The organism is Streptomyces sp. NPDC098789 (assembly GCF_044759975.1).
GTDB lineage: Bacteria > Actinomycetota > Actinomycetes > Streptomycetales > Streptomycetaceae > Streptomyces.
Window position 1 is genome coordinate 19,197 of sequence record NZ_JBIWAJ010000013.1, and the last position, 16,469, is coordinate 35,665.

13 protein-coding genes are annotated in these 16,469 nt (G+C 71.2%); 4 read left to right on the forward strand and 9 right to left on the reverse strand.

From position 1 onward, the window contains the following. Positions 1-83: 83 nt before the first annotated feature. Both ACIQWR_RS24720 and ACIQWR_RS24725 read left to right on the forward strand, forming a co-directional pair. Positions 84-704 carry a DUF47 domain-containing protein gene (locus ACIQWR_RS24720; protein ID WP_399269375.1) on the forward strand — a complete coding sequence of 207 codons (621 nt, stop codon included), beginning with the start codon at positions 84-86 and terminating at the stop codon, positions 702-704. A 5-nt stretch (positions 705-709) separates the two neighbouring features. Next, positions 710-1,708, forward strand: coding sequence for an anion permease (locus ACIQWR_RS24725; protein WP_404013342.1), 999 nt, complete (start codon positions 710-712; stop codon positions 1,706-1,708). Between the two features lie 162 nt (positions 1,709-1,870). On the opposite strand, the gene pstB is transcribed toward ACIQWR_RS24725, so the two are convergent. From pstB to mshD, 7 genes are all read right to left on the reverse strand, one after another. Then, positions 1,871-2,647, reverse strand: a complete 777-nt coding sequence (gene pstB, locus ACIQWR_RS24730; RefSeq protein ID WP_399269379.1) for a phosphate ABC transporter ATP-binding protein PstB — start codon at positions 2,645-2,647, stop codon at positions 1,871-1,873. 30 nt (positions 2,648-2,677) lie between these two features. Next, complete coding sequence (gene pstA, locus ACIQWR_RS24735; RefSeq protein WP_404013345.1) at positions 2,678-3,760, reverse strand: phosphate ABC transporter permease PstA; 1,083 nt, start codon at positions 3,758-3,760, stop codon at positions 2,678-2,680. Continuing rightward, positions 3,760-4,749 carry a phosphate ABC transporter permease subunit PstC gene (gene pstC / locus ACIQWR_RS24740; protein WP_404013348.1) on the reverse strand — a complete coding sequence of 330 codons (990 nt, stop codon included), beginning with the start codon at positions 4,747-4,749 and terminating at the stop codon, positions 3,760-3,762. The genes pstA and pstC overlap by 1 nt, the downstream gene beginning before the upstream one ends. A gap of 136 nt (positions 4,750-4,885) precedes the next feature. Continuing rightward, entirely contained in the window at positions 4,886-6,028 is a 1,143-nt protein-coding gene (gene pstS / locus ACIQWR_RS24745; RefSeq protein ID WP_404013351.1) for a phosphate ABC transporter substrate-binding protein PstS, read from the reverse strand. Positions 6,029-6,663: 635 nt separating this feature from the next. Then, positions 6,664-7,635, reverse strand: coding sequence for a CHAD domain-containing protein (locus ACIQWR_RS24750; RefSeq protein ID WP_404013353.1), 972 nt, complete (start codon positions 7,633-7,635; stop codon positions 6,664-6,666). Continuing rightward, positions 7,616-9,847, reverse strand: a complete 2,232-nt coding sequence (locus ACIQWR_RS24755) for an RNA degradosome polyphosphate kinase (protein WP_404013356.1) — start codon at positions 9,845-9,847, stop codon at positions 7,616-7,618. The genes ACIQWR_RS24750 and ACIQWR_RS24755 overlap by 20 nt, the downstream gene beginning before the upstream one ends. 272 nt (positions 9,848-10,119) lie before the next feature. Then, on the reverse strand, positions 10,120-11,049 hold the full coding sequence (gene mshD / locus ACIQWR_RS24760; protein WP_404013359.1) for a mycothiol synthase: 930 nt from the start codon (positions 11,047-11,049) through the stop codon (positions 10,120-10,122). Positions 11,050-11,287: 238 nt separating this feature from the next. On the opposite strand from mshD, the gene ACIQWR_RS24765 reads away from it, so the two are divergent. Together ACIQWR_RS24765 and ACIQWR_RS24770 are read left to right on the forward strand one after the other, a co-directional pair. Further along, a complete protein-coding gene (locus ACIQWR_RS24765; RefSeq protein ID WP_404013362.1) occupies positions 11,288-13,105 on the forward strand; it encodes a bifunctional metallophosphatase/5'-nucleotidase in 1,818 nt (605 codons plus the stop codon). Positions 13,106-13,265: 160 nt separating this feature from the next. After that, on the forward strand, positions 13,266-14,186 hold the full coding sequence (locus tag ACIQWR_RS24770; RefSeq protein WP_404013365.1) for a phosphatidylinositol-specific phospholipase C: 921 nt from the start codon (positions 13,266-13,268) through the stop codon (positions 14,184-14,186). On the opposite strand, the gene ACIQWR_RS24775 is transcribed toward ACIQWR_RS24770, so the two are convergent. After that, positions 14,160-15,665, reverse strand: a complete 1,506-nt coding sequence (locus tag ACIQWR_RS24775; RefSeq protein WP_404013368.1) for a sensor histidine kinase — start codon at positions 15,663-15,665, stop codon at positions 14,160-14,162. The genes ACIQWR_RS24770 and ACIQWR_RS24775 overlap by 27 nt on opposite strands. After that, a complete protein-coding gene (locus ACIQWR_RS24780; protein WP_404013371.1) occupies positions 15,662-16,405 on the reverse strand; it encodes a response regulator transcription factor in 744 nt (247 codons plus the stop codon). Before ACIQWR_RS24780 ends, ACIQWR_RS24775 begins: the two co-directional genes overlap by 4 nt. Between the last annotated feature and the right edge of the window lie 64 nt (positions 16,406-16,469).

Consider the following 16,469-nt stretch of genomic DNA (forward strand, 5'->3'; position numbering starts at 1 on the left):
ACTGGGGAACTGCCGGTTAGCCGTGGCTGGAGGATGCGCCTAGCATCAGCCTGACCGAATCCAATGCACCCCGAGGACCTCACGTGCGATTTCGTCTGACCCCCAGGGAGACGAGCTTCTACGACATGTTCGCCGCGTCCGCGGACAACATCGTCACGGGCTCGAAGCTCCTGATGGAACTGCTCGGAGCGGACTCGTCCGCCCGGGTCGAGATCGCGGAACGGATGCGGGCGGCGGAACACGCGGGGGACGACGCGACGCACGCGATCTTCCACCAGCTGAATTCCTCCTTCATCACGCCGTTCGACCGCGAGGACATCTACAACCTGGCGTCCTGCCTCGACGACATCATGGACTTCATGGAAGAGGCGGTCGACCTGGTCGTCCTCTACCAGGTGGAGGAGCTCCCCAAGGGCGTCGAGCAGCAGATCGAGGTCCTGGCGCGGGCGGCCGAGCTGACCGCCGAGGCCATGCCCCACCTGCGGACCATGGAGAACCTCACCGAGTACTGGATCGAGGTCAACCGGCTGGAGAACCAGGCCGACCAGATCCACCGCAAGCTGCTCGCCCACCTCTTCAACGGCAAGTACGACGCCATGGAGGTGCTCAAGCTCAAGCAGATCGTCGACGTGCTTGAAGAGGCCGCCGACGCGTTCGAGCACGTCGCGAACACGGTGGAGACCATCGCGGTCAAGGAGTCCTGAACCTCGTGGACACCTTTGCGCTGATCGTGACCATCGGTGTCGCGCTCGGCTTCACCTACACCAACGGCTTCCACGACTCGGCGAACGCGATCGCGACCTCGGTCTCGACGCGGGCGCTGACGCCGCGGGCCGCGCTGGCGATGGCCGCGGTGATGAACCTCGCCGGTGCCTTCCTGGGCAGCGGGGTGGCCAAGACGGTCAGTGAGGGTCTGATCGAGACGCCCCACGGCAACCGGGGCATGTGGATCCTGTTCTCCGCGCTGGTCGGCGCGATCGTGTGGAACCTGGTGACCTGGTACTTCGGGCTGCCGTCCTCCTCCTCGCACGCCCTGTTCGGCGGCATGGTGGGCGCGGCGCTGGCCGGTGGCACCCAGGTCATCTGGAGCGGGGTCGTCGACAAGGTCGTCATCCCGATGTTCATCTCCCCGGTGGTCGGCCTCGTCGTCGGCTACCTGGTGATGGTCGCGATCCTGTGGATGTTCCGCCGGTCCAACCCGCACAAGGCCAAGCGTGGCTTCCGCATCGCCCAGACCGTCTCGGCGGCGGGCATGGCGCTCGGTCACGGTCTGCAGGACGCGCAGAAGACCATGGGCATCGTGATGATGGCCCTGGTCATCGCCGATGTGCAGGCCGCGGGCGACGCGATCCCGATCTGGGTCAAGATCGCGTGCGCCGTGATGCTGTCGCTGGGTACGTACGCGGGCGGCTGGCGCATCATGCGCACGCTCGGCCGCAAGATCATCGAGCTGGACCCGCCGCAGGGCTTCGCGGCGGAGACCACCGGTGCCTCGATCATGTTCGGCTCGGCGTTCCTCTTCCACGCGCCGATCTCCACCACCCACGTGATCACCTCGGCGATCATGGGTGTGGGCGCCACCAAGCGGGTGAACGCGGTCCGCTGGGGCGTCGCCAAGAACATCATCCTCGGCTGGTTCATCACGATGCCGGCCGCGGCGCTCGTCGCGGCGCTGAGCTTCTGGGTCGTCCACCTGGCCTTCGGCTGAGGCCGCCGTCCGCCCCCGCGGGGCGCGGACGGACGGGCGGAAAGACAGATGGGCCGGCTCCCCCCACCCAGGGGGAGCCGGCCCTTTCGCCTTGCGGTGGCACCGCCATGCAGCACCGCAGGACGTGTGTGGGGGCCCTGGCGGGCCCGCCCCTCGCGGGGCTTATCCGAAGCGGCCCGAGATGTAGTCCTCGGTGGCCTGGACGGACGGGTTGGAGAAGATCCGGTCCGTGTCGTCGAGCTCGACGAGCTTGCCGGGCTGGCCGACCGCCGAGAGGTTGAAGAACGCGGTGCGGTCCGAGACGCGGGCCGCCTGCTGCATGTTGTGCGTCACGATGACGATCGTGAAGCGCTCCTTCAGCTCGCCGACCAGGTCCTCGATGGCGAGGGTGGATATCGGGTCGAGGGCCGAGCAGGGCTCGTCCATCAGCAGGACCTGGGGCTCGACCGCGATGGCGCGGGCGATGCACAGACGCTGCTGCTGGCCGCCGGAGAGGCCGGAGCCGGGCTTGTTCAGGCGGTCCTTGACCTCGTTCCAGAGGTTGGCGCCCTGGAGGGACTTCTCGACGATGTCGGCCAGCTCGGACTTCTTGAAGCTGCCGTTCAGCCGCAGGCCCGCCGCCACGTTGTCGAAGATCGACATGGTGGGGAAGGGGTTCGGGCGCTGGAAGACCATGCCGACGGTGCGGCGGACCGCGACCGGGTCGACGCCGGGGCCGTACAGGTTCTCGTCGTCCAGCAGCACCTTGCCCTCGACGCGGCCGCCGGGGGTGACCTCGTGCATGCGGTTCAGGGTGCGCAGGAAGGTGGACTTGCCGCAGCCGGAGGGGCCGATGAAGGCGGTCACGGAGCGGGGCTCCACGGTCATCGAGATGTCGTCGATGGCCTTGTGGGTGCCGTAGAAGGCGGACAGTCCGCTGACGTCGATTCGCTTCGCCATGAGGGGTCACTTCGCTTTCAGGGGGTCGCGTCAGCGACCGGTCTTCGGGGCCTTCCAGCGGGCGATGCCGCGAGCCACCAGATTGAGGATCATGACGAAGGCGATCAGGACCAGGGCAGCGGCCCAGGCCCGGTCGTAGGAGGCGTCACTGCCGACCCGGTACTGCTCCCAGATGTACAGCGGGAGCGAGGACTGAGCGCCTTCGAAGGGGTTGCCGTTGATCAGCTGCGAACCGAAGACCAGCAGCATGATCGGGGCCGTCTCACCGGCGATGCGGGCGATGGCCAGCATGACACCGGTGGAGATGCCGCCGATGGCGGTCGGGAGGACCACCTTGAGGATCATGCGCCACTTCGGCACGCCGAGGGCCAGGGCGGCCTCGCGCAGCTCGTTCGGGACGAGCTTGAGCATCTCTTCGGTGGAGCGGACCACGACCGGCATCATCAGGATCGACAGGGCCAGCGCACCGGCGAAGCCGGAGGGACCGAAGCCGAGGATCAGGATCCAGGTCGTCAGGATGAACAGGCCCGCGACGATGGACGGGATGCCCGTCATGACGTCGACGAAGAAGGTCACGACCTTGGCGAGCCTGCCCCGGCCGTACTCGACCAGGTAGACCGCGGTCAGCAGACCGATGGGGGCCGAGATCGCGGTGGCCAGGCCGACCTGCTCGATGGTGCCGAGCAGCGCGTGGTAGACGCCGCCGCCCTGCTCGAAGCTGGTCACGCCCTTCATCGAGTGGTTCAGGAAGTACATGTCGAGGGTCTTGATGCCGCGGGCGATCGTGGTCCACAGCAGCGAGACCAGCGGGACGACCGCGAGCAGGAAGCAGACCCAGACGACGGAGGTCGCGACCCGGTCCTTGGCCTGGCGGCGGTTCTCGATGACCGCGCTGGCCGTGTACGTGATGACGACGAACAGTAGGGCGGCTATCAGACCCCACTGGGTCCTGCTGCTCAGGCTGAAGGCGGCGCCGATGCCGCAGCCGAGGGCGACCGAGGCCAGTGCGATGGCGGCCGAGGCCCAGCGGGGGAGACCACCGCGGGTGAGGCTGGCCGGGGCGACGGACTTGCGGGCCCGGGTGGGCCGCTGGTCCTGGAGTACGTGGCTCATCAGGCGTTCGCCCCCGAGAAGTCCTTGCGGCGGGCGATGATCAGCCGCGCCGTACCGTTGACCAGCAGGGTCAGGACGAACAGCACCAGCCCGGAGGCGATCAGCGCGTCCCGGCCGAATTCATTGGCCTCGCCGAACTTCGCGGCGATGTTCTGCGCGAAGGTTCCGCCGCCCGGGTCCAGCAGGTGGCCGGAGATCAGGAAGCTCGGGGAGAGCACGGTCGCCACGGCCATCGTCTCGCCGAGCGCGCGGCCGAGGCCCAGCATCGAGGCGGAGATGACGCCGGAGCGGCCGAAGGGCAGTACCGAGAGCCGGATGACTTCCCAGCGCGTCGCGCCGAGGGCCAGGGCGGCCTCCTCGTTCATGCGCGGGACCTGGAGGAAGACCTCGCGGCTGACGCTGGTCACGATCGGCAGGATCATGATCGCGAGCAGGATGCCGACGGTGAAGATCGAGCGGGCGACGCCGACCTGGGTCTTGTCGAAGAGGTAGGTCCAGCCGAAGTACTCGTCGAGCCAGAGGTTCAGCCCGCCGAGGTAGGGGACCAGCACGAGCGCGCCCCAGACGCCGTAGATGATCGACGGCACGGCGGCCAGCAGGTCGACCACGTAGGAGAGCGGACCGGCCAGCTTGCGCGGCGCGTAGTGCGAGATGAAGAGGGCGATGCCGACGGCGATCGGAACCGCGATGGCCATCGCGATGATCGAGCTGACGACGGTGCCGAAGAGCAGGACGGCTATGCCGAAGACGGGGGGCGTGGCCGACGGGTCCCAGTCGAACGTGGTGAGGAAGTTCCCCTTGTTGTCCGAGAGGGCGATCGACGCGCGGTAGCTGAGGAAGACGGCGATCGACGCCATGATCACCAGGAGCAGGATGCCGGAGCCCTGGGAGAGCCCCGAGAAGATCTTGTCACCGGCGCGGCCGGCGGACCTTCCGCTCTGGGAGACCGGCGGAGCCGTGTCTGTCTGGGTGGGTGTCGTGGAAGCCATGGTCTTTCCGGTCTGTGTGGGGGGCGGGCCCCCTGGCGGCGGTGCACCGGATTCCCCTGGGTGGAGGGGAGGGTCCCCGGGGCCGGGCCGCTCCTCCGGACGGGGAGGAGCGGCCCGGTGGTCCCGGGGGTCAGGATCAGGAGAGGGTCGCGATGACGGCGCGGACCTTGGCGTTGATCTCGGCCGGGATCGGGGCGTAACCGATCTCGGAGAGCGCCTTCTGGCCCGCGTCGGACGCGGTGTAGTTCAGGAAGGACTTCACGGTGCCGAGGGTCTCGGCCTTGTTGCCCTTGTCGCAGACGACCTCGTAGGTCACCAGGACGATCGGGTAGGCGCCCTCGGCCTTGGTGGTGTAGTCCAGCTTCAGCGCGAGGTCGGAGCCGGTGCCGACGACCTTGGCGGCGGCGATGGCCTTGGAGGCGTTCTCGCCGGTGGCCGCGACCGGGGCGCCGGCGCCGGTGTTGATGTCGACCGTCTTGATCTTCTGCGACGAGGCGTAGGAGAGCTCGAAGTAACCGATGGCGCCGTCGGCGGCCTTCACCTGGGCGGCGACGTCGGCGGAGCTACCGGCGGCCTGGCCACCGGGCGCCGGCCACTTCTTCGCGGCCTCGTAGGTCCAGGCGTCGGGCGCGGTGGCCTTGAGGTACTTGGTGAGGTTCTCGGTGGTGCCCGAGTCGTCGGACCGGTGGAAGGCCTGGATGGCGGTACCGGGGAGGGTGACGCCGGGGTTCAGCTTCTTGATCGCCTCGTCGTCCCACTTCTTGATCTTGTCGTTGAAGATCGCGGAGAGGGTGGGGGCGTCCAGCGTCAGCTTGTCGACGCCCGCGACGTTGAAGCCGATCGCGATCGGGCCGCCGGCCATCGGCAGGTTGATGCCCTGGCCGCCGGTGCAGATCTTCTTCGACTCCTCGACCTGCTCGGGCTTGAGCGCCGAGTCGGAGCCGGCGAAACCGACGGTGCCCTTGTTGAAGGAGACGACGCCTTCACCGGAGGAGCTGGCCTTGTAGTTGACCTCGACGCCCGAGCAGGCGGCCATGTAGTTCTTGACCCACTGGTCGACCGCGTTCTTCTGGGCGGAGGAGCCGGAGGCGAGCAGCTGGCCCTTGGCCCCGTCGCACTTCACGTCGCCCGCGGCGGGGGCGGACGGCTTCGTGCTGCCGGTGGCGTTGTCCTTGGTGGTGTTGTCGTCCGAGCCGCACGCCGTGAGGACCAGGGCACCGGACACGACGAGCGCGCCGAGCACGGAGGCACGAAGCCGGTTGTTGCGCTGAAGCTTCACTTTCGGGTGTTCCTTCCAGAAGCCGCCGGCCGCTTTCTGTATCGGGGCGGCGTGCGAAGAGGACTACGTCGGTTGCGCGGGGAGCCGTGCCGAGTGGCGTGCGGCTCGCACCGTGTGGTTCCGAAATTAGGCAGATCAGGTGAAGCGGCCGACGGGGGTGGGTGAACGGACGGTGAACCGTGGCGGACGGCATGGTGCGGAATGGGAGGGCGTCGCCGGGGGGTATCGGGCCGTTACCTTGCCGTTATTGTGCCGTGACGGTTTTGTGGGGGGGTGGGGGTGGGTGTCGGGGGTGGGGTGCGGTGGCGGTGGGCGGGGTGGCTGGATATCGCCGGTCGTTCCCGGGGGGTGGGGGGTGGGTGGGTGCGGGTGTGTTTGCCCTCCGGGGGGGGCGCCCAACCCCGCGGGGGGGGGGGGGGGGGGGGGGGGCCCCCCCGGGGGGGGGGGGGGGGGGGGGGCGTGTTCGGCGTCCCCCAGTGTGCGGGGCCCGGGGGGGGGGGGGCGCCGCGCCCCCCCCCCCCCGCCCCCCCCCCCCCCCCCGGGGGGGGGCGCGCGCGGGGGGGGGGGGGGGGGGGGGGGGGGGGGGGGGGGGGGGGAACGGGGGCGCCCCCGGCCGGGGGCCGGGGGCGGGGGGGTCAGACCGGGGTGGGGAGCCATAGGTGGTGGAAGGTGAAGCGGGAGGCTTCTACTTCGTGGCGTTGGTCGGCGTGCAGGACGCCGAGGGCGTAGGCCGTGGCCGGGGCGATGCGGGGGGTGCGGGCCGCCGTGGCGGAGGCGGCCGCGGCCTCGGCCGCGTCGCGGTGGCGGTCCAGGGCCTCGCACGCCGCGGCCAGGCGGGTGACGTCCTCGCCGAGCGCTTCCCGCGCGTAGCGGTGCACGCGCAGCAGGCGGCGCACCTCGTGCCAGGGCGCGTCCTGGTGGGAGTCGTCGATGAGCGCGTCGGCGTTGTACGGCCGGGCGGCCCGGGTCAGGGGGAGCGCGGTCACCGCCGCGGTGAGTCGGGACTCGGCCAGTGAGGCCAGCGGGACCAGGACGTCGGCCACGTGGCCCCGCGCGGCCACCGCGTTCAGCGGGACCTCGGAGGCGAGCACGGCCACGGCGTCGGCCACCGCGTGGAAGCGGGAGGACCCGAGGGCCTGGAGGGTCGCCGAGTGGGCCCTCGTACGGGCCAGGGTGAGCTGGCGTTCCAGCAGGGCGGCCGCGCGGGCCGAGCCCACGGTGAGGGCGCCCGCCCCGGCCGCGCCGCGCGGCGCGGGCACCTCGGGCACCCCCGAGAGCCGGTGCAGCGCGTCCCGCAGCCGGGTCAGCCGGGCCCCGTGGGCGTGCTCGTCGGCCAGGGTCGAGGACAGCCACACCAGCTCGGTGCGCAGGCCGTCCGCCCAGGCGGATTCGGTGACCGTCCGGAAGGTGGCCAGGGACCCCCCGATGCGCCGCGAGGCCCCCCGCAGGCCGCGTGCCGCCTCGCTCCCCCCGTCCGCGTCGGCGCCGCTCTCCTCGTGCAGGCGCAGCCCGCGCAGGAAGGCGGTGGCCTGGGAGCGCAGGTAGGCGCCGAGCACGTCGCCCGCCGTCTCCGCGCCCGCTGTCAGGTCATGGTTTCGCTGAGCCACGCCGGCGCCTCCGGGCGTCTATGAGCATCTCCTGTACGTGCCGCAGCGGCTGCCCCTCGGCATCCGTGCTGTGTCGGGTCCACTCCCCGTCCGGGCCCAGGTGCCAGGAGGAGGTGGCATCGGACATGCCCGTCTCCAGCAGCCGGTCCAGGGACGCGCGGTGGGCCGGGTCGATGACCCTGACCAGGGCCTCGATGCGGCGGTCGAGGTTGCGGTGCATCATGTCGGCGCTGCCGATCCACACCTCGGGCTCGCCGCCGTTGGCGAAGGCGAAGACCCGGGAGTGTTCCAGGAAGCGGCCGAGGATCGAGCGGACCCGGATGTTCTCCGAGAGCCCGGTGACGCCGGGGCGCACCGCGCAGATGCCGCGCACCCAGATGTCCACGGGTACGCCCGCCTGCGAGGCCCGGTAGAGCGAGTCGATCAGGGCCTCGTCGACGATCGAGTTGAGCTTGAGCCGTACGTACGCCGGGCGGCCCGCCTTCTGGTGGGCGGTCTCCTTGTCGATCCGGGAGACCAGGCCGTCGCGCAGCGACTTGGGCGCGGTCAGCAGGCGGCGGTAGGTCTCGCGGCGCGAGTAGCCGGAGAGCCGGTTGAAGAGGTCGGAGAGGTCCGCGCCGACCTGCGGGTCGGCGGTGAGCAGGCCGAGGTCCTCGTAGAGCCGGGCGGTCTTGGGGTGGTAGTTGCCGGTGCCGACGTGCGCGTAGCGGCGCAGCGTCTCGCCCTCCTGGCGGACCACGAGCGAGAGCTTGCTGTGCGTCTTGAGGCCGACCAGGCCGTAGACGACGTGGCAGCCGGACTCCTCCAGCTTGCGCGCCCACTTGATGTTGGCCTGCTCGTCGAAGCGGGCCTTGATCTCGACGAGCACCAGGACCTGCTTGCCGGATTCGGCGGCGTCTATGAGGGCGTCGACGATCGGCGAGTCGCCGGAGGTCCGGTAGAGCGTCTGCTTGATCGCGAGGACGTCCGGGTCGCTGGCGGCCTGTTCCAGGAAGGCCTGCACCGAGGTGGAGAAGGAGTCGTACGGGTGGTGCAGGAGCACGTCGCGTTCGCGCAGGGCCGCGAAGATGTCCGGGGCGGAGGCCGATTCGACCTCGGCGAGGTCGCGGTGGGTGCCGGCGATGAACTTGGGGTACTTCAGCTCGGGCCGGTCCAGCGAGGCCACGCCGAAGAGCCCGGTCAGGTCGAGCGGGCCGGGCAGCGGGTACACCTCGGCCGCGGAGATCTTCAGCTCCTGGACGAGCAGGTCCAGTACGCCCGCGTCGATGGACTCCTCGACCTCCAGGCGCACGGGCGGGCCGAAGCGGCGCCGCATGAGCTCCTTCTCCAGGGCCTGGAGCAGGTTCTCGGCGTCGTCCTCCTCCACTTCCAGGTCCTCGTTGCGGGTCACCCGGAACATGTGCTGCGCCAGCACCTCCATGCCGGGGAACAGCTCCTCCAGGTGCGCGGCGATGACGTCCTCCAACGGGACGTAGCGCTGCGGGGAAGCCTCCAGGAAGCGGGACAGCAGCGGCGGCACCTTGACGCGGGCGAAGTGGCGGTGGCCGCTGACGGGGTTGCGGACGACCACGGCGAGGTTGAGCGAGAGCCCGGAGATGTACGGGAAGGGGTGCGCGGGGTCCACGGCCAGTGGGGTCAGCACCGGGAAGATCTGGTTGCGGAACAGGGTGAAGAGGCGCGCCTGCTCCTTCTCGGTGAGGTCGCTCCAGCGGATGAGGTGGATGCCCTCTTCGGCCAGCTGGGGGGCGACGTCCTGCTGGTAGCAGGCGGCGTGGCGGGCCATGAGCTCGCGCGAGCGGGTCCAGATGAGGTCGAGGACCTCACGGGGCTGGAGGCCGGAGGCCGAACGGGTGGCGACGCCGGTGGCGATGCGCCGTTTGAGGCCGGCCACCCGGACCATGAAGAACTCGTCGAGGTTGCTCGCGAAGATGGCGAGGAAGTTGGCGCGTTCCAGGAGCGGGGTCGCCGGGTCCTCGGCGAGCTCCAGCACCCGTTCGTTGAAGGCGAGCCAGCTGCGCTCGCGGTCGAGGAAGCGCCCGGCGGGCAGCTCGCCGTCGTCCTTGAGCTCGTAGGCGTCGAGATCCGCGTCGAGGTCCGGTTCGAGGTCCACGTGCGGGCGGTGCGCGGCTATGGATCCCAGGCGCGCGTGCCGCTCGGCCTGGGAGTGCTGGACGGGGACCTCGGTGGGGCTGACGCCGGGCTTGTGGCTCATGACTCCATTCTTCCGCGCACGCGGAAGGACAGGCGCGTCGGAAGCGTCCGCGAGTGGTCGAAGTCCAGGCTGCATGAGCGGAGAGTCGCAAGCGTGTCTGAATGCCCGGTTAATGGCGTGTGGCATCCAGGGTGTGGCTCGTGTCAGTGGTGGTACACGGGGCCACATGGGTGCACGCGGGTGCGGGTGGGTGCATACCGGGTGCACGCGGGTTCGCGCGGAGTCCGGGGCGCGCGCGGGGCGCGCCCCGGTCCCGGGCCGGGAGGGTGCGGTCAGCTCTCGGTGCGGTACATCAGGTCCACCTCGTGGGTCACGAAGCCGAGGCCCTCGTAGACGGCGAGCGCCGCCGGGTTGTCGGCGTCCACGTAGAGCATGGCGGTCGGGAGGCCGGATGCCGCCAGATGGCGCAGTCCGACGGCGGTGAGCGCCTTGCCGAGGCCGCCGCCCTGGGCGCCGGGCAGGACGCCGACCACGTAGACCTCGCCGAGCTGCTGCTCGGCGTGGACCTTGGTCCAGTGGAAGCCGACGAGCGCTCCGTCGCGCTCGGCGAGGAAGAAGCCCTTCGGGTCGAACCAGGGCTGCGCGATCCGGTCGTCGAGGTCCCGCTGGTCGAGGGAGCCCTGCTCGGGGTGGTGGGCGAAGGCCGCCGCGTTCGCCGCGAGCCAGGCCGCGTCGTCCGCGCCGGGCACGAAGGTGCGTACGGTCACCCCCGCGGGCAGGGTCGGCTCGGGCAGCGGGGCCGCGTCCGGGCCGAGCGGGCGGCGCAGCTGGCGCAGCTCGCGGAAGAGGGTCAGGCCGAGGACCTGGGCGAGGTGGCGGGCGGCGGAGCGGCCGCCGTGGGCCCACATCCGGATCCGCTTGCCGGAGGCGGCGAGCAGGGCCTGGCCGAGCGCCCGCCCGTGGCCGCGGCCGCGCAGCGCGGGGTGCACGACGAGTTCGGCGGCGGGCGCCTCCACCGGATCGGTGTCTTCCAATTGTGCGTATCCGGCCAGCCGTCCGTCCGCGGTGAGCAGCAGGTGCCGGATCCCGTCGCGGCGGCCGCCGCGCAGCTGGAGCCGCCCCTGCTCGGACACCGCGGTGGTGCCGTCCGTACGGGCCGCGTCCTCGATCAGCGCGAGGACGGCGGTGGCCTGTTCCTCCGTCAGTTCGTCGAGGGTCTCAATCTGCCGTCCCGGCTCCTGGGCCGCTGCTGCGTCAGTCATGTGACGAGACTACGACCGCGACCGCCCGACCCGGTCCTGACGTGCCCTCCCGGCCGGGTTCGAGGGCCGGGGCCGGGGACCGGGCCGGGGCCGGCCCGGTGTTCCGGGTGAGCGACACCACAGGCGATATACCCGCGCGTAACCGGCTCGCAACCCGCTACCCCCTGTCGTGCTACGCGCGTTGACCATAGGCTGCGGCTCACCTCCCAGTTCACATCGCTGTCCAAAAGGGGACTACATGTCAGCGACGCCACAACGGCACCGCCGAGCCCGCCGGTTGACTTCCGCCGCCCTCGCCCTCACCGCAGGGGCGGGCGCCATGGTCGCCGCCGCCCTCCCGGCCGGGGCCGCCAGTGGCGGCGGTGCCGGCCCGAGCCGCACCGTCGACGTGCAGATGCTGTCCTTCAACGACTTCCACGGCACGCTGGAGCCCCCGCAGGGCTCTTCCGGCGCCGTGAGCGAGCGTCAGGCGGACGGCAGCACCAAGGCCATACCGGCGGGCGGTGTCGAGTACCTCGCCACCAGCCTGCGCGAGGCCCGCAAGGGGCACGAGTACTCCGTCACCGCCGCGGCCGGTGACATCATCGGCGCGAGCCCGCTCGTGTCGGGCCTGTTCCACGACGAGCCGACCGTCGAGGCGATGAACAAGCTCGGCCTGAACGTGACGAGCGTGGGCAACCACGAGTTCGACGAGGGCAAGACCGAGCTGCGCCGCATGCAGTACGGCGGCTGCCACCCGGTCGACGGCTGCGCCGAGATGGGCGGCAGCTACACGGGCGCGGAGTTCCAGTACCTCGCCGCGAACGTCACGGACGAGAAGACCAAGCGTCCGCTGATGTCGCCCACCTTCATCTGGAAGAAGGGGGACGTGAAGATCGGCTTCATCGGCGTCACCCTGGAGGGCACGCCGGACGTCGTGACCGCCGACGGGGTCAAGGGCCTCAAGTTCGGTGACGAGGTCGAGACGATCAACAAGTACGCCGACGAGCTGAACAAGCAGGGCGTCAAGTCGATCGTCGCGCTGATCCACGAGGGCGGCCTGCCCGCCAACGGGGCGTACAACTACGACTGCAACACCCCGGGCGCGGGCGCCGGCATCTCCGGTGCGATCGTGGACATCGCCAAGAACGTGGACCCGAAGGTCGACGCCCTGGTGACCGGCCACACGCACCAGGCGTACGCGTGCAACATCCCCGACCCCGCGGGCAACCCGCGCATGGTCACCTCGGCCGCCTCCTACGGCCGGGTGTTCACGGACACCACGCTGACCTACGACCGGCAGACCAAGGACATCGTCCGTACGCCGCTCAGCGCGCCCAAGCCGGTCAACAAGGTCGTCTCCCGCGACCAGCCCAAGGCCGCGGACATGACCGAGCTGATCCAGCGCTGGAACGCCCTGGCCGCGCCCATCGCGAACCGTCCGCAGGGCTTCATCTCGGCGGACATCCCGGGCCGCGGCTCGGACAAGTTCGAGAAGCCGCTCGGTGACGTGATCGCCGACGCGCAGCTGGAGGCGCTGGCGCCGGCCGACAAGGGCGGTGCGCAGCTGGCCATCATGAACCCGGGCGGCATCCGTGCCGACCTGGCCTACAAGGCCGCGGGCGCCGAGGGCGACGGCGTGGTGACCTACGCCGAGTCGTACACGGTGCAGCCGTTCACCAACATGATGAACGTCGTGGACCTGACCGGCGCGCAGCTCGTCACCGCGCTCCAGCAGCAGGTCAGCGGCCCGGTGAACGGGCCGAACCCGAAGATCCTGCAGATCTCCAAGGGCCTGACCTACACCCTCGACACGACGAAGGCCGGCGCCGACCGCATCGTCGTGGACTCGGTGAAGCTGAACGGCGTGGCCATCGACCCGGCCACGACCTACCGGGTCGCGATGAACGAGTTCCTCGCGGGCGGCGGTGACGGCTTCACCGTCCTGAAGGAGCACAAGAACAAGCTGGTGGGCGCCTCCGACCTGGACTGCTTCAACGCCTACCTGGCGAAGCACTCCTCGCAGGCCGCTCCGCTGGCTCCGCCGGTGGCCGACCGGATCACGGTCGTCCAGTAGTCGGGTGGTCAACTCGTGAGGGGCGGTGGGCCGTTGGCCCGCCGCCCCTTCTGCGCGTGTGGAGCCCCCGCGGGCTGCCTTTGCCCCCTACCCGTGGGTAGTAATGCGCGGCTCCGCGGGCCATAATCCGGGCCACCACTGGGTCGGCGAAGGGGCGGGCATGAGCATGGGCGACGTACGGGGCACGGGCGACGTACGGGGAATGGGCCGACGGGGCTTCCTGGCCGGGGCGGTGGCCGTGGGCGCGGCGGCGGCCGGACTCGCCGCCTCGGCGGTCCCGGCGGGGGCGAAGGCGCTCGGCACGCAGGACTGGATGGCCGGGGTCCCCGACTCCACCCCGCTCCAGCGGATGACGCTCCCCGGCACCCACGACTCCGGTGCCCGCCAGGGCGGGCTGTACGTGGCCTGCCAGAACACCTCGATAGCCGAGCAGCTCGACTCCGGGATCCGCTTCCTCGACGTGCGCTGCCGGGTCACCGGGGGCTCCTTCGCCATCCACCACGCCGCGTACTTCCAGAACCTGATGTTCGGCGACGTCCTGGTGGCCTGCTGGAACTTCCTGGCCGCGCACCCGAGCGAGACCGTGCTGATGCGGGTCAAGCAGGAGTACTCCGAGGAGAGCGACGCGACCTTCCGGGCCGTCTTCGACGACTACCTCGACCACCGCGGCTGGCGCCCGCTGTTCCGGATCGCCGACGCGCTGCCGGGCTCGCTCGGCCAGGCCCGCGGCAAGGTGGTCCTGCTCGCCGACAACGGTGGGCTGCCGGGCCTGCGCTACGGCGACGGTTCGGTCTTCGACATCCAGGACGACTACATGGCCGAGCCCTTCGGCAAGCGCACCAAGATCGAGGCCCAGTTCCGCCGCTCCGTCGCGCAGCCCGGCAAGTTCTTCATGAACTACACGAGCACCGCCGCGGCCCTGCCGCCGCGCTGGAACTCCGACCGGCTCAACCCGCAGGTGCACTCCTTCGTGGACGGCGGGGAGCTGGCCGGCCGGACCGGGCTGGGAATCGTCCCGATGGACTTCCCGAACACCCGCTCCGGCCTGGTCGCCTCACTGATCCGCCACAACCCCGCCTGATCCGCCCGATCCGTCCGTGCGGTCCGAGCGGTACGGGCCGTACGGGTCCTCGTCGTCCGCGGGCAGCCGCGGCGGCGGGGTCGGGGCGCCCGGGAAGCGCAGCACCGCCTCGGCGCCCGGCCCGCCGTCGGGCGCCGCCCGCAGCTCGGCGGTGCCGCCCGTGCGCTGGACCGTGCGTGCCACGATGGACAGGCCCAGCCCGCTGCCGGGCAGCGCGCGGGCGGAGGGGGAGCGCCAGAACCGGTCGAAGACGTGCGGCAGATCCTCGGCGGGGATGCCCGGCCCGTGGTCCCGCACGGTCAGGACGCCCGACCGCAGCGCGACCTCGACCGCGCCGCCGGACGGGCTGAACTTCACCGCGTTGTCCAGGATGTTGACCAGGGCCCGCTCCAGGGCGGGCGCCTCGCCGCGGACGTACCAGGGCCGCAGATCGGCGGTGAAGGTCAGCTCGGGGCCGCGCAGCCGGGCGCGCGACAGCGCGCTGCCCGCGATCTCGTGCAGGGCGACGACCTGGAGCGGGCCGGGGGCCGCGGCGTCCGGCCGGGACAGCTCCTGGAGGTCGCCGATGAGGGAGGCCAGCTCGGTCATCTGGGCCTTGACCGAGGCGAGCAGCTCCTTGCGGTCCTGCGGCGGGATGGGCCGGCCGATGTCCTCGCTGCGGGCGAGCAGCTCGATGTTCGTACGGAGCGAGGTGAGCGGCGTGCGCAGCTCGTGGCCCGCGTCCGCGATCAGTTGGGCCTGGCGGTCCCGGGAGGAGGCCAGGGCGCTGGTCATCGAGTTGAAGGAGCGCGAGAGCCGGGCGATCTCGTCGTCGCCGCTGTCGGGGATGCGGACGGTGAGGTCCTCGGTGCGCGCGATGTGCTCGACGGCGCCGGTGAGTTCGTCGACGGGCCGCAGTCCGGTACGGGCCACCCACAGGCCGGCCGCGCCGGCGCCGACCACGCCGACGCCGGCGACGAGCAGCAGCACCCAGGCGAGGGTGGAGAGCGGCTTGTCGATGTCGGAGAGCGGCTTGGCGATGGAGATCGCGAAGATCTGGCCGCTGGGCTGGCTGGTCACGCCGATCGTGTAGACGCGCATCTCGATGCCGTCGGTGGTGGTCACGTCGTGCAGGGCGGTGGTCCGCTCGCCCGCCGCGACCGACCGGTCGGTCGCGGTGACCGGCAGGGTGGTCCGGCCGCTGACCCAACAATGGCGGCCGTTGGCATCGATGAGCTGCACGGTCGCGTTCAGATTCCCGGCGATCTCCTGCTCGGGCCGCGACTGCTGGACCGGGCAACCCTCACGCAGGCTGCGGCCCGCCTGCGCGGTGGCGTTCGTGGTCATCAGCGAGCGGTTCAGTTGGTCGGTGAGCTGGCTGCGGACCATCACCCAGGACACGCCGGCGACCGCCGCCACGGCCACGGCCACGGCGACGGCGACGAGCAGGGCCAGCCGCGAACGCAGCGGCAGGCCGCGGAATCTGGCGGCCGGGCTCACTCGGGCCCGCCGCCGTCACCGGCGCCGGCGGCGCGCAGGACGTACCCGACCCCGCGGACGGTGTGCACGAGGCGCGGCTCGCCGCCCGCTTCGGTCTTGCGGCGCAGGTACATCACGTACACGTCCAGGGAGTTGGAGCTGGGTTCGAAGTCGAAGCCCCAGACGGCCTTGAGGATCTGCTCGCGGGTGAGGACCTGGCGCGGGTGCGCGAGGAACATCTCCAGCAGGGTGAACTCGGTCCGGGTCAGCTCGACGGCGCGCCCGGCCCGGGTCACCTCGCGGGTGGCCAGGTCCATGCGCAGGTCGCCGAAGGTCAGTACGTCCTCGCCGGCGCCGGAGGGGTCCGCGGGGGAGGCGTACGCGCTGCGGCGCAGCAGGGCGCGGACCCGGGCGAAGAGCTCGTCGAGCTCGAAGGGCTTGACGAGGTAGTCGTCGGCGCCCGCGTCGAGGCCGGTGACCCGGTCGCCGACGGTGTCGCGGGCGGTCAGCATCAGGATCGGGGTGACGGATCCGGCGGCGCGCAGCCGCCGGGCGGCCGTCAGACCGTCCATCCGGGGCATCTGGATGTCCAGGACGATCAGGTCCGGGGCGTACCCGGCGGCCTTCTCCAGGGCGTCGAGCCCGTCGACGGCGGTCTCGGTGCCGTATCCCTCGAAGGCGAGGCTGCGGCGCAGGGCCTCGCGGACGGCCGGTTCGTCGTCCACGACGAGTACGCGCGCTTCGCTTTCGGCGGGATTCATCGTTGGGTTCCCCAGTCTCGGTTCGGTCTGACGGCGTCTCCAGCGTGCCACGGCGCCCGGCGCG

Bases quoted from the DNA above. Each gene is read 5' to 3' on its own strand.
- ACIQWR_RS24780 (WP_404013371.1), bottom strand. From the start codon at position 16,405: ATGAATCCCGCCGAAAGCGAAGCGCGCGTACTCGTCGTGGACGACGAA.
- ACIQWR_RS24770 (WP_404013365.1), top strand. From the start codon at position 13,266: ATGAGCATGGGCGACGTACGGGGCACGGGCGACGTACGGGGAATGGGC.
- ACIQWR_RS24755 (WP_404013356.1), bottom strand. From the start codon at position 9,847: ATGAGCCACAAGCCCGGCGTCAGCCCCACCGAGGTCCCCGTCCAGCAC.
- ACIQWR_RS24765 (WP_404013362.1), top strand. From the start codon at position 11,288: ATGTCAGCGACGCCACAACGGCACCGCCGAGCCCGCCGGTTGACTTCC.
- pstA (WP_404013345.1), bottom strand. From the start codon at position 3,760: ATGAGCCACGTACTCCAGGACCAGCGGCCCACCCGGGCCCGCAAGTCC.
- mshD (WP_404013359.1), bottom strand. From the start codon at position 11,049: ATGACTGACGCAGCAGCGGCCCAGGAGCCGGGACGGCAGATTGAGACC.
- pstB (WP_399269379.1), bottom strand. From the start codon at position 2,647: ATGGCGAAGCGAATCGACGTCAGCGGACTGTCCGCCTTCTACGGCACC.
- pstC (WP_404013348.1), bottom strand. From the start codon at position 4,749: ATGGCTTCCACGACACCCACCCAGACAGACACGGCTCCGCCGGTCTCC.